15 protein-coding genes, 1 tRNA gene and 1 pseudogene are annotated in these 14,016 nt (G+C 72.2%); 13 read left to right on the top strand and 4 right to left on the bottom strand.

Annotation, left to right across the window (positions count from 1 at the left end):
- From IO20_RS0125720 to IO20_RS37720, 10 genes and pseudogenes are all read left to right on the top strand, one after another.
- Positions 1 to 268 (top strand): annotated as a pseudogene (locus IO20_RS0125720) (SCO3242 family prenyltransferase); the annotation flags it as partial.
- Entirely contained in the window at positions 265 to 1,236 is a 972-nt protein-coding gene (locus IO20_RS0125715; protein ID WP_078946151.1) for a sugar phosphate isomerase/epimerase family protein, read from the top strand. The pseudogene IO20_RS0125720 and the gene IO20_RS0125715, both read left to right, overlap by 4 nt.
- Positions 1,230 to 1,784, top strand: coding sequence for an EboA domain-containing protein (locus IO20_RS0125710; RefSeq protein WP_030554091.1), 555 nt, complete (start codon positions 1,230 to 1,232; stop codon positions 1,782 to 1,784). Before IO20_RS0125715 ends, IO20_RS0125710 begins: the two co-directional genes overlap by 7 nt.
- Positions 1,784 to 2,632, top strand: coding sequence for a TatD family hydrolase (locus IO20_RS0125705; protein ID WP_030554090.1), 849 nt, complete (start codon positions 1,784 to 1,786; stop codon positions 2,630 to 2,632). Before IO20_RS0125710 ends, IO20_RS0125705 begins: the two co-directional genes overlap by 1 nt.
- A gap of 9 nt (positions 2,633 to 2,641) precedes the next feature.
- Positions 2,642 to 3,877, top strand: coding sequence for a metabolite traffic protein EboE (gene eboE, locus IO20_RS0125700; protein ID WP_030554088.1), 1,236 nt, complete (start codon positions 2,642 to 2,644; stop codon positions 3,875 to 3,877).
- Complete coding sequence (locus IO20_RS0125695; RefSeq protein ID WP_030554086.1) at positions 3,874 to 5,277, top strand: alkaline phosphatase family protein; 1,404 nt, start codon at positions 3,874 to 3,876, stop codon at positions 5,275 to 5,277. The genes eboE and IO20_RS0125695 overlap by 4 nt, the downstream gene beginning before the upstream one ends.
- Before the next feature lie 89 nt (positions 5,278 to 5,366).
- Complete coding sequence (locus tag IO20_RS0125690) at positions 5,367 to 6,440, top strand: sugar phosphate isomerase/epimerase family protein (RefSeq protein WP_030554085.1); 1,074 nt, start codon at positions 5,367 to 5,369, stop codon at positions 6,438 to 6,440.
- 164 nt (positions 6,441 to 6,604) lie between these two features.
- A tRNA-Leu gene (locus IO20_RS0125685) sits at positions 6,605 to 6,692 on the top strand.
- Positions 6,693 to 6,794: 102 nt separating this feature from the next.
- Positions 6,795 to 7,154 (top strand): zinc ribbon domain-containing protein YjdM, encoded by a 360-nt coding sequence (locus IO20_RS0125680; protein WP_030554083.1) that lies wholly within the window; start codon positions 6,795 to 6,797, stop codon positions 7,152 to 7,154.
- Between the two features lie 190 nt (positions 7,155 to 7,344).
- The gene (locus IO20_RS37720; RefSeq protein WP_051874661.1) at positions 7,345 to 8,049 is read left to right on the top strand and encodes a DUF4352 domain-containing protein; all 705 of its coding nucleotides are present in this window, start codon (positions 7,345 to 7,347) and stop codon (positions 8,047 to 8,049) included.
- A gap of 9 nt (positions 8,050 to 8,058) precedes the next feature.
- Here IO20_RS37720 and IO20_RS0125670 read toward each other — a convergent pair whose 3' ends face one another.
- Genes IO20_RS0125670 through IO20_RS0125660 form a run of 3 tightly spaced genes read right to left on the bottom strand, consistent with a single transcriptional unit; the run spans position 8,059 to position 9,753 of the window.
- Positions 8,059 to 8,769 carry a class I SAM-dependent methyltransferase gene (locus tag IO20_RS0125670; protein ID WP_030554080.1) on the bottom strand — a complete coding sequence of 237 codons (711 nt, stop codon included), beginning with the start codon at positions 8,767 to 8,769 and terminating at the stop codon, positions 8,059 to 8,061.
- Between the two features lie 34 nt (positions 8,770 to 8,803).
- Positions 8,804 to 9,286 carry a hypothetical protein gene (locus IO20_RS0125665; RefSeq protein WP_030554078.1) on the bottom strand — a complete coding sequence of 161 codons (483 nt, stop codon included), beginning with the start codon at positions 9,284 to 9,286 and terminating at the stop codon, positions 8,804 to 8,806.
- 5 nt (positions 9,287 to 9,291) lie between these two features.
- Entirely contained in the window at positions 9,292 to 9,753 is a 462-nt protein-coding gene (locus IO20_RS0125660) for an ATP-binding protein (protein WP_030554077.1), read from the bottom strand.
- A 248-nt stretch (positions 9,754 to 10,001) separates the two neighbouring features.
- Here IO20_RS0125660 and IO20_RS0125655 point away from each other — a divergent pair, with 248 nt between their 5' ends.
- From IO20_RS0125655 to IO20_RS0125645, 3 genes are all read left to right on the top strand, one after another.
- Positions 10,002 to 10,877, top strand: coding sequence for a helix-turn-helix domain-containing protein (locus IO20_RS0125655; RefSeq protein WP_030554076.1), 876 nt, complete (start codon positions 10,002 to 10,004; stop codon positions 10,875 to 10,877).
- Positions 10,878 to 11,114, top strand: coding sequence for a DUF397 domain-containing protein (locus IO20_RS0125650; RefSeq protein ID WP_015037566.1), 237 nt, complete (start codon positions 10,878 to 10,880; stop codon positions 11,112 to 11,114).
- Between the two features lie 73 nt (positions 11,115 to 11,187).
- A complete protein-coding gene (locus IO20_RS0125645; RefSeq protein WP_030554075.1) occupies positions 11,188 to 12,006 on the top strand; it encodes an SAM-dependent methyltransferase in 819 nt (272 codons plus the stop codon).
- 81 nt (positions 12,007 to 12,087) lie between these two features.
- Here the strand turns inward: IO20_RS0125645 and IO20_RS0125640 are convergent, their stop codons facing one another.
- Entirely contained in the window at positions 12,088 to 13,974 is a 1,887-nt protein-coding gene (locus tag IO20_RS0125640) for a M64 family metallopeptidase (RefSeq protein ID WP_030554074.1), read from the bottom strand.
- Positions 13,975 to 14,016: the final 42 nt, after the last annotated feature.

Raw genomic sequence — 14,016 nt, 5'->3', positions numbered from 1 at the left:
CCTCCCCTTCCGCAGCCCCCGCCCCTCCCGTCGTCTCGGCCCTCTCCTCGCCCTGGCGTATGCCCGTACCCCCGCCACCCTCCTCCTGCACGCCGCCCTCAACCCGTCGGCAGCGCTCACCGAGCGGGCCGTCGGCGGCGGGATCCGGGCGACGATCCCGCTGCAGGCCGCACTCGTCGCCCGCGCCGGGGCGCCGGGAACCGCGCTCGCGCTGCTCGGTCTCGTCCCGGCCGCCCGCGCCCTCGCCCGGAAGGTGAACCCCACATGACCACCGAGGGCCGTGCCACCACTCCCCGCATCACCTCCTCCGACCCCGACCCCGGCTCCGACCCCGACCCCGACCTCCGCGCGGGGCGACCCACCTCCAGGCCCACCGTTCGCCCCCGCCTGGGCTACGGCACCAACGGCCTCACCGATCTCCGGCTCGACGAGGCCCTCGGGCTCCTCGCCGACCTCGGCTACGACGGAGTCGGGCTGACCCTCGACCACATGCACCTCGACCCGCTCGCCCCCGATCTGGCCGCCCGTACCGCCCGGGTCGCCAGACGCCTGAGCGAACTGGGCCTGGCGGTCACCGTCGAGACCGGCGCTCGTTACGTCCTCGACCCGCGCCGCAAGCACGGCCCGTCCCTGCTCGACCCCGACCCCGAGGACCGGGCCGCCCGGGTCCGGCTGCTGCTCCGGGCCGTCCGGGTGGCGGCCGACCTCGGCGCGCACGCCGTGCACTGCTTCAGCGGCGTCCTTCCCGCCGGCACCCCGCCCGACGAGGCCTGGAAGCGGCTCGCCGCAACGCTCACCCCCGTTCTGGAGGCGGCGGAGGCCGCCCGCGTTCCGCTCGCCGTCGAACCCGAACCCGGTCACCTCCTCGCCACCCTCGACGACTTCCACCACCTGCGCGGACTCCTCGGCGGCCCACCACCCGCCGTACTCGGCCTCACCCTCGACATCGGCCACTGCCAGTGCCTCGAACCCCTCCCTCCCGCCGACTGCGTACGCGCCGCCGCCCCCTGGGTGCACCACGTCCAGATCGAGGACATGCGCCGAGGTGTCCACGAGCACCTGCCGTTCGGCGACGGAGAGATCGACTTCCCTCCGGTGCTCGCCGCCCTCGCGGAACTCACCGCCTCCGGCTACCCCGGGCTGACCGTCGTCGAACTGCCCCGGCACTCCCACGCAGGGCCCGAACTCGCCCGCACCTCCCTCTCCTTTCTGCGCCGGGAGATTCCGCCATGCTGACCGACATCTCCCGAGCCTGGCTGGACTCCGCACTCAGGGACGCCGCCGACCGCACCCCGGTGTGGGAGGAGCGGTTCGTCACCGCCGGCCGGCACTGCGGCCCGGCGGACGCGGACGAGGCCCGCACCCTTCTCCTCCGGGCGGTCGGCGCCGAACCCGACACGCTCACCCGCCTCTACCACCACGGCACCACCGCCGAACGGCGTGCCGTCCTCCTGGCACTCCCCGCCCTCGTCACCGGCCCCGAGTCCGTTCCCCTCGTCGAGGACGCCCTCCGCACTCACGACACCACCCTGATCGCCGCCGCCCTCGGCGCCTACGCCGCCACCCATCTCCCCCCTCACGCCTGGCGGCACGGACTCCTCAAATGTCTCTTCACCGGTGTCCCCGTCTCGGCCGTCGCCGGACTCGCCGAGCGCGCCGCCGGCGACACCGAACTCGCCCGGATGCTCGCCGACCACGCCGCCGAACGCACCGCGGCCGGCCGCCCCGTCCCCGCCGACCTCTCCCGCGTCCTCGCTCTCACCGCCCCCGCCGAGGAGTCCTGATGCGCATCTTCGACCCGCACATCCACATGACCTCGCGCACCACGGACGACTACCGGGCGATGTACGACGCCGGGGTCCGCGCCCTCGTCGAACCGTCCTTCTGGCTCGGCCAGCCGCGCACCTCGCCCGCCTCCTTCCTCGACTACTTCGACGCGCTCCTGGGCTGGGAACCGTTCCGCGCCGCCCAGTACGGCATCGCCCACCACTGCGCCCTCGCCCTCAACCCCAAGGAGGCCAACGACCCCCGCTGCGTCCCCGTCCTCGACGCCCTGCCGCGCTATCTCGCCAAGGACGGGGTGGTCGCCGTCGGCGAGATCGGCTACGACTCCCTGACGCCGGCCGAGGACACCGCTCTCGCCGCGCAGCTCCAGCTCGCCGCCGACCACGGTCTCCCGGCCCTCGTCCACACCCCGCACCGCGACAAGCTCACCGGCCTGCGCCGCACGATCGACGTCGTGCGCGAGTCCGCGCTCACCCCGGACCGGGTCCTCCTCGACCACCTCAACGAGACGACCGTCAAGGAGGCCGCGGACAGCGGCGCATGGCTCGGCTTCTCCGTCTATCCCGACACCAAGATGGACGAGGACCGGACAGTCGCGATTCTCAAGGAGTACGGAACCGGGCGCGTCCTCGTGAACTCGGCCGCGGACTGGGGCGCCAGCGACCCCCTCAAGACCCGCGCGGTCGCCGAGGCCATGCTCGCCGCCGGCTTCACCGACGACGACGTCGACCAGGTCCTCTGGCGCAACCCCGTCGCCTTCTACGGCCTCAGCGGACGCCTCCACCTCGAGGTAGCCGCCCCGGCCGATGCGCACGAGGGAAACTCCGTGCGCCGCGGCGGGGAATGAGGCACCGGCATGCGCTTCCGGCACCCCGACGGATCCACCGTCCACCTCTCCTACTGCACCAACGTGCACCCGGCCGAGACCCTCGACGGCGTCCTCGCCCAGCTCCGCGACCACTGCGAGCCGGTCCGCCGCCGCCTCGGGCGTGACCGTCTCGGCATCGGACTCTGGCTCGCCCGGGACGCCGCCCGCACCCTGACCACCGACGCGTCCTCGCTCCGCGCCCTCCGCGCCGAACTCGACCGTCGCGGCCTCGAAGTGGTCACCCTGAACGGCTTCCCGTACGAGGGCTTCGGCGCCGACGAGGTCAAGTACCGCGTCTACCAGCCGGACTGGACGCGACCCGAACGCCTCGCCCACACCACCGACCTGGCCAGGATCCTGGCCGCGCTGCTCCCCGAGGACGTCACCGAGGGATCCGTGTCCACCCTGCCGCTCGCCTGGCGGACCCCCTTCGACGCCCGCGCCGCCGCCCTGGCCCGGGCCGCCCTGACCACCCTCGCCGGGCGCCTCGACGCCCTGGAGGACCTCACCGGGAAGAGCATCGGCATCGGGCTGGAACCGGAGCCCGGCTGCGTCGTCGAGACCGTCGCCGACGCCGTCACGGCGCTCGACCCCCTTCCCGGCCCCCGGATCGGGGTCTGTCTCGACACCTGTCATCTCGCGACCTCCTTCGAAGACCCCCGCACCGCGCTGGACGCTCTCGCCGCCGGCGGCATCCCGGTGCCCAAGGCGCAGCTCTCCGCGGCGCTCCACGCCGAGCACCCGCACCTCCCCGAGGTGAGGGAGGCGCTCGCCGCGTTCGCCGAGCCCCGCTTCCTCCACCAGACCCGCACCAGGACGGCCGCCGGCCTCCGCGGCACCGACGACCTGCCCCAGGCCCTCGGCACCGCCGCCCGCGCAGCGGCCCCCGGCCTGCCCGAAGCCCTCGCCGCCGCGGGCGGTCACGACGCCGGCCCCGGTCTGCCCGACGCGACTCCGTGGCGCGCCCACTTCCACGTACCCCTGCACGCTCCCCCCGCTCCTCCGCTCGCTTCCACACTCCCCGTCCTCCGGGACGCCGTCGCTCTCCTCGTCGGCGGTGCGCACCCGCGCACCCATCACCTGGAGGTCGAGACGTACACCTGGCAGGCCCTTCCTCCCGACCGGCGTCCTCGCACCCGGGCCCGGCTCGCGGACGGCATCGCCGCCGAACTGACCCTGGCCCGTGACCTGCTGACCGACCTCGGCCTCAAGGAACTTCCATGAGCGACCCCGCACCCACACCCGCATCCGCGCCCAACCCCCTCCTGGTCCTCGACGTCGTCGGTCTCACCCCGCGGCTCCTGCCGCACATGCCCCATCTCGCCGCCCTCGCCCGCGACGGCTCCCACGCGCCGCTGTCCACCGTCCTGCCCGCCGTCACCTGCACCGCCCAGACCACCTTCCTCACCGGAACCCTCCCCGCCGAACACGGCATCGTCGGCAACGGCTGGTACTTCCGGGACCTCGGCGACGTCCTGCTGTGGCGCCAGCACAACGGCCTCGTCTCCGGCGACCGCCTCTGGGACGCCGCCCGCCGCACCCACCCCGGCTACACCGTCGCCAACATCTGCTGGTGGTACGCCATGGGCGCCGACACCGACATCACCGTCACCCCCCGCCCCGTCTACTACGCCGACGGACGCAAGGAACCCGACTGCTACACCCGGCCGCCCGCGCTGCACGACGAACTCACCGAGAGGTTCGGCACCTTCCCCCTCTTCCACTTCTGGGGCCCCGGCGCCGACCTCGTCTCCAGCCGCTGGATCGTCGACGCCACCCGTCACATCCTCCGCACCCGCCGTCCCGACCTCGCCCTCTGCTACGTCCCGCACCTCGACTACGACCTGCAGCGCTACGGCCCCGACGACCCGCGGGCCTTCCGTGCCGCCGCGGCGCTCGACACCGTCCTCGCCCCGCTGCTCGCCGAAGCCCGTGCCGAGGGCCGCACGGTCGTCGCGCTGTCCGAGTACGGCATCACCCGGGTCGACCGGCCCGTCGACATCAACCGCGCTCTTCGCCGGGCCGGGCTCCTGGAGGTCCACACCCAGGACGGCATGGAGTACCTGGATCCCATGACCTCGCGGGCCTTCGCGGTGGCCGACCACCAGATAGCCCACGTCTACGTGAGGCGTCCCGCGGACCTGCCGGCCGTCCGGGAGGCCCTCGCGGACCTGCCCGGTCTGGAACGGCTCCTCGACGACGAGGGCAAGAAGGAACACGGCCTCGACCATCCGCGCGCGGGGGAGCTGGTCGCCCTCGCCGAGCCCGACGCCTGGTTCACGTACTACTACTGGCTCGACGACGCCCGCGCCCCCGACTTCGCGCGGCTCGTCGAGATCCACCGCAAGCCCGGCTACGACCCGGCCGAACTCCTCATGGACCCGCTCGACCCCTACGTACGGATCAAGGCGGCCAGGGAGATCGCCCGCAAGAAGCTGGGTATGCGGTACCGGCTGGCGGTCGTTCCCCTCGACCCCTCACCTCTTCGCGGCAGCCATGGCCGCCTTCCCACGAGCGATGACGAAGGTCCGCTCATCCTGTGCTCCACCCCCCGCGCCCTGGACGGCCGCGTCGCGGCCACCGATGTGAAGAACCTGCTGCTCAGGCTGGCCGGAGTCGCTTGAGATCCCGACTCGACCCCGTCCTGATCCCGGCTGAATCCAGCTGAATCCAGTGAAGCAGGCCCCGACGACAGCCAAGGAGTTATCCACAGATGAGTCGCATCCGCCGTACCGAAGCCGCCACCGACCCCGAACTCGTCCACAGGCTCAGCAGGCGGAACATGCTGGGCGTCGCCGCCGGCGCGACCGCCGCCGCCCTCCTGGGAGCGGCGGCCGCTCCGGCCGCCGCCACGGCGCCGGTCTCCGCCGGCACGAGTCCCGAGACGCGGGGCGGCGGGCACGGCCGTCCCGTGCTGCCGCCCGGCCGTCTGGGCATCCAGCTCTACTCGCTGCGCGACAAGGTCGCCACCCTCGGCTTCGCCGCCGTCTTCGCCGAACTGCAGAAGTACGGCTACGACGAGGTCGAGTACGCCGGCTACGGCCAGGGGGCCGCGGGCCCCCTCAGCCTCGCCGAGCTCAGGAGCCTCACCCGCGACCACGGGTTGCGCGGCATCGGCAGTCACGTCGGTTACTACTCCGCGGATCCCAAGGCGTACACCTTCGCCCAGAACCTCGACCGCGTCCTCGACGACGCCGCGGCCCTGGGCCTGCCCCACATCGGCACCGCCTCCGGGCCCTGGCGCTACGGCTCCACCGTCGACGGGTGGAAGCGCTGCGCCGAGGAGTTCAACCGGTTCGGTGCCGCGGCGAGGGAGCGCGGCATGAAGTTCTACCAGCACAACCACTCGGAGGAGTTCTCCTTCGCGACCGACCGGCCCGACGTGCGCCTCTACGACGTGCTCCTGGCGGAGACCGATCCCGACCTGGTGCACCTGGAGATGGACATCTTCTGGGCGTACGTCGGGCAGCACCGCTACTCGACGCGTCCGGACGGCACCCCCGACCCGTTCGACCCCCTCGACTACGTACTCGCCCAGCCCCACCGGTTCCCGCTCTTCCACGTGAAGGACGGCGACCGCGACGAGTCCGTCGTCCCCTACGGGTACCGCATGACCGACGTGGGGGACGGCGACATCGACTACCGGCGCTTCATCTCGGCGGTCAACCGCACCCACCGCGGAAGGAACGCCCACCACTGGCAGACCGAGCGCGACAACCCCGTGGACTCCCTGAGCTTCGCCCAGAGGTCCAGCGTCCACCTCCACTCGCTGCGCGAGAAGGGGTAATGAGCCGGGGCCGTCCGCCCTCCCTCCACACGTTGCGCGCACGGTCCGTACACGTACGGAAACTCCTTGTGTGTCGCCCCGTGACACACACCCGATCAAGGGAGCCCGAAGGCGGGCGGCACCCCACTGACCACGGGAAACGCTGGTGAAAGGCACCACACCTTGTCCGGGTGGCGGAATGGCAGACGCGCTAGCTTGAGGTGCTAGTGCCCTTTATCGGGCGTGGGGGTTCAAGTCCCCCCTCGGACACCAGCGAGAATGCCGGTCGATCTTCGGATCGACCGGCATTCTGCGTTGTCCACAGGGCTCCCCGGGGCCGGGGCGGCAGGGTGGCAGGGCGCCTATCCTGGGGGAGTGATCGAGAACCTTCCCTCCTGTCCCCAGTGCTCGAGCGAGTACACCTACGAGATGAACAATCTGGTGGTGTGCCCCGAGTGCGGCCACGAGTGGGTGCCGGCCGCCGACAGCGGCACGAGCGCGGACGAGTCCGGGGAGCGCGTGATCAAGGACGCTGTCGGCAACATCCTCAGCGACGGCGACACGGTGACCGTCGTCAAGGCCCTCAAGGTCAAGGGCAACCCCTCCGGGATCAAGGCGGGCACCAAGGTGCGCAACATCCGCCTGGTCGACGGCGTCGACGGCCACGACATCGACTGCAGAATCGACGGCTTCGGCGCCATGCAGCTCAAGTCCAGCGTGGTCAAGAAGGCCTGAACCCGTGCGACGGCGGTGATCGCGGCCGGCGCGCGAGCGGTGGAGGCGAGTCATGGTCGAAGGACCTACTCCCGGCCCTTCCGGATCGACGCCGTCGGACAGTGGCCGGCCCCCTGCCGGTCCGCCGTCCGGCCCGCTGAGCGGTCCGCCGTTCCCGGATCGCCCGCCGCCTCGCCGACGGGTTCTCCTCATGGTCCTGGCGGGCGGGCTCGTCCTCGTCGTGGGCGCCGTGGGCGTCCTGATCGGCGCGGGCGCCTTCGGCGGAGGCGAGCGGGGCGGCGGAGCAGCCCCCTCGGGCGCGGCGCAGCGGGCCTCGTCCCCGGCCGTCCCGACCCCACCCACCTCGGCTCCACCCACCTCGGCTCCACCCACCTCGGCTCCACCCACCTCGGCTCCACCCACCTCGGCTCCACCCACCTCCGCTCCACCCACCTCCGCTCCACCCAGCCCCACCGCGTCCGACTCGCCCTCGGCCAGCTCCCTGCCCCCCGCCGCCGACGCGGCCGCCTTCGGCCGGACGCAGCGGTACGACGACGGCGTCGAGGTCACCGTGTCGGCGCCGGTCGCGTTCACCCCCTCCGCCGCCGCGGCCGGGCACACGGCGGGAAACAAGGCGGTGACCTTGCAGGTCACCGTGCGCAACGGCGGTGGCGAGCGGCTGGAGCTCGCGGTCGTGCAAGTGCGTGCCAGGGACGGCGAGGGCCGGGAGGCCTCGCGGGTCTTCGACGCGGAGCCCGACCTCGGCACGGGGCTCTCGGGCACCCTTCTGCCGGGGAGGAAGGCGGTGGCGGCCTACGGTTTCGACGTACCGCCGACCACGGACGCCCTGCTCGACGTCGAGGTACAGATCGGCTTCGAGCGTCCGGCCCTCTTCTGGAGCGGCACGGTCGAGTAGGCGGGCGGCCTACTTCCTCCGCGCCAGCACCAGCCTGCAGTGGGGGCTTCCGTCGTCCCTGCGGCCCAGGGTCTCGACCGGGGTGAGGGACACCTCGAAGCCGGTGTCCTCCAGGCGGCGGCGTACGTCCGCGAGGCGGAAGGTGCGGTAGTACATGACGAACGGCGGGCGCCAGACGGTGTTGCGGACGCGCATCGCGGCGTCGAAGCCCCAGAGGATCCAGTAGAGGCGGGAACCGACGCGGGGTGGGGCGCCCACGGGGAAGGCGAAGGTGCCGCCGGGGCGCAGGGAGGCGTGGACCTGGGCGAACAGGGTGCGCTGGGCGTCCGGCAGGAAGTGGCCGAAGGCTCCGAAGCTGACCGCCAGGTCGAAGACCGGCCCGAACGGCAGGGCCAGGGCGTCGGCGCGGACCAGGTCGGCGGTGGGGTGGGCGTCGCGGGCCCGGGTCAGCATGCCCGTACTGAAGTCGACCCCGGCGACCCGGCCCGCGCAGACCGAGCGGAGGACGCCGAGTCCGGCCCCGGTGCCGCAGCAGACGTCGAGTCCCGAGTCGAAGGGGCCGAGGGGCTCCAGGGTGCGGGTGACCGCGGCGAGGAGCCGGTCGGAGGTGCGGAAGGGGGTCGCGTCGAAGCTGCTCGCGAGCAGGTCGTAGCCGTGTTCCACGGAGGAGAGGGCCTGGACGGTCAGCTCGCGGAGGCTGGGACCCTGCGGGGAGAACATGCTGCCGACCCTATGCCGTGACGGCCCGTGGGCGTCAGAGCGCGCTGCCCACCGGTGGCCCGGTCCAGGACGGCGCGGTTCCCGTCAGCTGGCAGGCCAGCAGATACAGGGGGATCGGCGGGGTGTAGGGGGAGGTGCCGTCGGGGTGGTGGATCAGACGGGGGGCGCGGTCCGGGATCTCGGCGCCGGGTGCGTAGCAGGCGGGCAGCGGCCAGACGACGTCGAGGTCGGAGCCGGCCGGGACCAGCCACCACCACCAGTCGGAGTCGGCGTAGACGCAGCCTTTGGCGGGGAGCCGGGAGAGGATCTTGAAGCCGAAGCGGGCGGGGACTCCGACGGCGTCGCAGCCGAGTCCGGTGTGGAGTCCGACGGGGACGGGGAGGCGGGTGGCGCCCAGTTCCCGGGGGCCCGTGGCGCCGCGGGTGCCGGCGAGGAGTTCCGGGGAGCGGCGGGGCTCCGGCACGCGGCCGGGGGGCCTGCGGGTTCCCGGGAACATCGGGATCATGCGGGTGGCCATCGACCTCAGCACGGTTCCCCCATGCCGTGGGCCAGTTCCGCCCAGACGACCTGGGCCGAGCCGAGTCCGGTGCGGTCGGCGCCCCAGGCGGTGCAGAGGGCGTCGACGATGAGGAGTCCGCGGCCGCGTTCCTCCTCGCCGCAGTCGCGTATCCGCGGTCCGGCCGGGCCGCCTTCGTCACGCACCGCTATGCGGAGTGTCTCCTCGCCCTCGCGGAGTTCGCAGATCACCCGGCCGCTGGCGGTGTGCACGACGGCGTTGGTGACGAGCTCGGAGACGACCAGCGCCACCGTGTCGCGTATGTCGGGGCCGCAGCCCCAGAGGATGAGCCGTTCCTCCGCCAGTCTGCGGGCCCGCGCGACCGAGGCGGTGAGGGCCGGGAGCTCGAAGGCGAAGCGGCGGACGGCGTCGGTATCGGTCTGCGGCTGTGGGCGCTGGGCCATGACCCGCTGGGCTCGAGGGCTCATGAGACCTGAAGGCTGCGCGTTACCAGAAGCCACGACCGGTTCCTCACAACAGTGGGCAGGACTGCCGTACGTCGCTGTCGCCGTGGCGTGGTGGCGCACGGCGGCAGCGTGTACTGGTTCACCGGAACACTGTCCTCCTGAGTCGGACACTTGGCAAGTGGCACTCTGGAAATTGCAGAGTGCTGTGTTCTCTCTGGCCGGGCTTCGTGGCACACTCAGTCGAAACAGTGCGTCGGGGAGGTCTGAGAGTGAGCGAGCCGCGGTCCGCCCCCACGGTGGGACAGGTCGTTCTCGGCAGGCGCCTGCAGGATCTGCGGGAACGGGCCGGCCTGAAGCGGGAAGAGGCCGCGAAGATCCTCCGCGTGGCCCCGGCCACCGTCCGGCGGATGGAGACCGCCGAAGTCGCACTGAAGATCCCGTACGTACAGCTCCTGTTGAAGGAGTACGGGGTCACGGACTCCGAGGCGGAGGCGTTCATCGCCCTCACCGAGGAGGCCAACCTCCCCGGCTGGTGGCAGCGGTTCCACGACGTGCTGCCCGGCTGGTTCTCCATGTACGTGAGCCTGGAGGGGGCCGCCAGCCTCATCCGGGAGTACGAGCCCCAGTTCGTTCCCGGTCTGCTCCAGACCGAGGGATACGCCCGCGCCATTCTGCGCAGCGGGGCGGTCGGTGGCGGCAGTGATGCCGAGAAGGCCGAGGAGACCGAACGGCATGTAGCCCTGCGGATGGAGCGCCAGTCCCTACTGACCAGGGAGGGCGCCCCGAAGCTCTGGGTGATCATGGACGAGACGGTGTTCCGCCGACCGGTCGGTGACGGGCCCGAAGTGATGCGCGACCAGCTCGACCGGCTGCTGGAAGCAGCCGAGCTGCCGAACGTCACCCTGCAGATCGCGGAGTTCGCGTCCGGCCACCATCCCGGCACCTACGGACCGTTCGTCCTCTTCCGCTTCGCCATGCCGGAACTCCCGGACATGGTGTTCAGCGAGTACCTGACCGGCGCCGTCTATCTCGACGCGCGCCCCGAGGTGGCATCCCACCTCGAGGTCATGGACCGCATGGCGGCTCAGGCCGCGACTGCACAACGCACGAAGGAGATCCTCCGGGATCTCCGCAAGGAGCTGTGAATGGATCGCATATACAACGGCATGCCCGCCGCTGAGCTCGGTGCCGAGGGCTGGCACAAGCCGTGGAGCGGCGGGAACGGGGGCAACTGCGTGGAGGCCATGAAGCTGGCCGACGGCAGGGTCGCCGTGCGACAGTCCGCAGACCCTGAAGGACCCGCGCTCATCTACACCCACGGGGAGATCGCCGCTTTCATCCAGGGGGCCAAATCCGGTCAGGCAGATTTTCTGCTCACCTGACCCTTCCGTCTCACCCCGCACGTCACGTAACTCTTGCTGTAGCGCAGCCCGTTCATCCCGACCAGGAGAGCCGATGACCCAGGACCCCGCAGCCCCGCGGAGTGAGATACGCATCGACACCAGCACGCCGCACCCGGCGCGCATGTACGACTGGTTCCTGGGCGGCAAGGACAACTACCCGGTCGACGAGGCGATGGCCCGCCAGCTGTTGACCGTCGACGCCCGGGGCCGTGACATGGCCCGCGTCAACCGGGCCTTCATGCACCGCGCCATCCGCTGGCTCAGCGCCCACGGCGTCCGCCAGTACCTGGACGTCGGTACGGGCATCCCGACCGAGCCCAACCTGCACCAGATCGCGCAGGAGGCCGCGCCGGAGTCCCGCATCGTCTACTGCGACAACGACCCGATCGTGCTCGCGCACGCGGCCGCCCTGCTGCGCTCGACCCCGGAAGGGGCCACCGAGTACATCCAGGCGGACGCCCGCGAACCCGAGATCATCCTCGAAAGGGCCGGAAAGGTCCTTGACTTCGACCAGCCCATCGCGCTGTCGATGCTCGCCCTGCTGCACTTCGTCGGGGACGAGGACGGCGCGTACGAAATCGTCGCCAAGATCGTCGAGAAGCTCGCGCCGGGCAGCTACCTCGTCCTCTCGCATGTCACCGGGGACTTCGACCCCGAGGGCGCGGCGAAGGCGGCCGCGATGTACAAGGCGCGCGGGCTGACCCTGCGGCCCCGCTCGCGGGACGAACTGGCCGCGTTCTTCGACGGTCTGGAGTTCGTCGAGCCCGGGGTCTCGCTCACCGCCGAGTGGCACCCGGAGCTGGGCGTGCCCGTTCCGGTCCAGGGCGACGACCCGATCCCGGGCTGGGCCGGGGTGGCCCGCAAGCCCTGACCCGACCCGGATCCGTACGGAGGAGGCCCGCCGACCTGTCGGCGGGCCTCCTCGCGTTCCACGCCGCACACCAGGCCTGTTCTACGGCTCCACCAGCGTCACCAGGAAGCCGCGCGCCGGGCCGATGTTGCCGGCCGCGTCGATCGTGCGGTACTCGATCCGGTGCGTGCCGTGGTCGGGGGTCGCGTCGTCCCACGGCACCGCCCGGCTCCGGCCCAGCTTCCCGTACACGAGGTCGTCGATGACCGTGCCGCCCGGTGTGAAGCGGAAGGGCGCGTCCGCGTCCGTCGGCCAGCCGTAGTACGTGTACCAGCCGTCGCCGTCCACCCGGAACTGGCTCACCACCGCGCCCTCCTGGTCGTCCCGCGCGGTCAGTCGCATCGTGAACGGCCCGTCGTAGACGTACTCGACGGGCCGTCCGGGGCGCCGTACCGTGCGCAGGGGTTCCGACAGTTCGTACGCGGCCGTGGCCGGCCGGGCGTCGACCGTCCAGCTCAACTCCTCGGACGTGCCCGCTAGGTGGGCCGTCAGCGTGTGGGCCCCCGGGGTGAGCCGCAGGGAACGGAGGTCCAGGTCACGGTCGTTGGGTCCGGTCGACACGGGGCGGCCGTCGAGGCGCCACCGTACGTCCGGCGTGCGGTCCGCCGGATGCGTGGTGTCCGCGTGGACGACGGACCTGGCGCCGACGGGCGAACCGAGGGGCGTGTGACCGGTGAAGGCCACCCGGGTGTCGTCCCGGGCGGTGGTGAGGGAGGGGTCGACCGTCCAGCTCACGGTCTTGGTGAGGGCGGCGGACGCCCGGACCGCGGGATCGCGGACGAAGGGCGTCGGGTCGGTGACCGTCGCCGTGAGGCTGTGCGGGCCGGGGGAGAGCCGCAGCCTGCGAAGGTCGACCGTGCGGGCGCCGTCCGTGGGCAGGGTCCGGCCGTCGAGGCGCCAGGTCACGCGGAGCGCACCGCCCACCGGGTGCAGGGTGTCCACCCACACCGTCCGGTCGGCCCCGAGGGGCTCCGTGTTCGGCGTGTGGTCCTGGACGAGGTTCACCTTCGCGGAGATCGCGCGGACCATGACCTCACGCTCCACCTGGTCGAAGGAGTAGCCGAGGGTCTTCATGAGCGAGTGCCGGCTCGGCCGCCAGACGCCCGCGGTGCTGTACAGGCCGCCCTCGTGACGGCCTATGACCCCGCCCGACTCGCTCTCCTCGCCCAGCCAGCGCCACCACTTGGCCCGCTGCTCCAGCATCTGGCGCTCGGTGAGGAGGGTGTGGTGGACGGAGGAGGGCTCGGGGCCCGAGTAGGCACCGCCGGGCACCCCGCGCGCGTAGTAGTCGTACTCGTCCTGGAGACCGCCGAGGGAATGGCCTATCTCGTGCGGGGTGATGAGCGAGGAGAGTGCGTTGCCGCCGGACGCGGTGGCGTAACCGCCGCCCGCGCCGCCGTAGGTGGAGCTGTGGGCGAGGGCGACCACCTGGCGGTTGGCGCGGCTCGTGCCGGGGACGAGGTCGGCGAGCGCGGCGGCCTTGCGGCTGTCGACGGTGAGCAGCCGCTGCACGCTGTCCGGGTCGCAGCCGCCCCAGAAGCCCATGTCGAGCGCGGTGTCGCGGGCGGGGGCGTCCAGACCGGGGTCACAGTCCACGCCCGACTCGGCCGAAGGCGCCTCCACCGCCCACACGTTGACGTACGAGCGGTACGAGGCGAACGGCTCGATGCTCCACAGCGTGTTCAGGTGCCGTTCGAGGTCCGCGCGGAACGCCGGCATCTCCGCCGCCGTGTAACCGTCCCCCATGAAAACCAGGTTGAACCGCCGGTCCGCGGGGCCGGTGGTCTGGACGGGGACGACGACGGGACCGTCACCGGGCGTCGGTGTCTCCGCCGCCGCCGGCGCGGTGCCCACCAGGCCGGCGGCCAGCAGGCAGGCGGTGAGGAGGCGGCCCACCTCTCGTCGAACACCCTTGTTCTGTGAGGTCATGGGGCGCGAGCCTAGGCCGCGCCCCCGGCCTCGTAAAGATGT

The organism is Streptomyces exfoliatus (genome assembly GCF_000725545.1).
In the GTDB taxonomy this organism is placed as follows: domain Bacteria; phylum Actinomycetota; class Actinomycetes; order Streptomycetales; family Streptomycetaceae; genus Streptomyces; species Streptomyces exfoliatus.
This window is presented reverse-complemented; position numbering and strand designations above follow the sequence as displayed.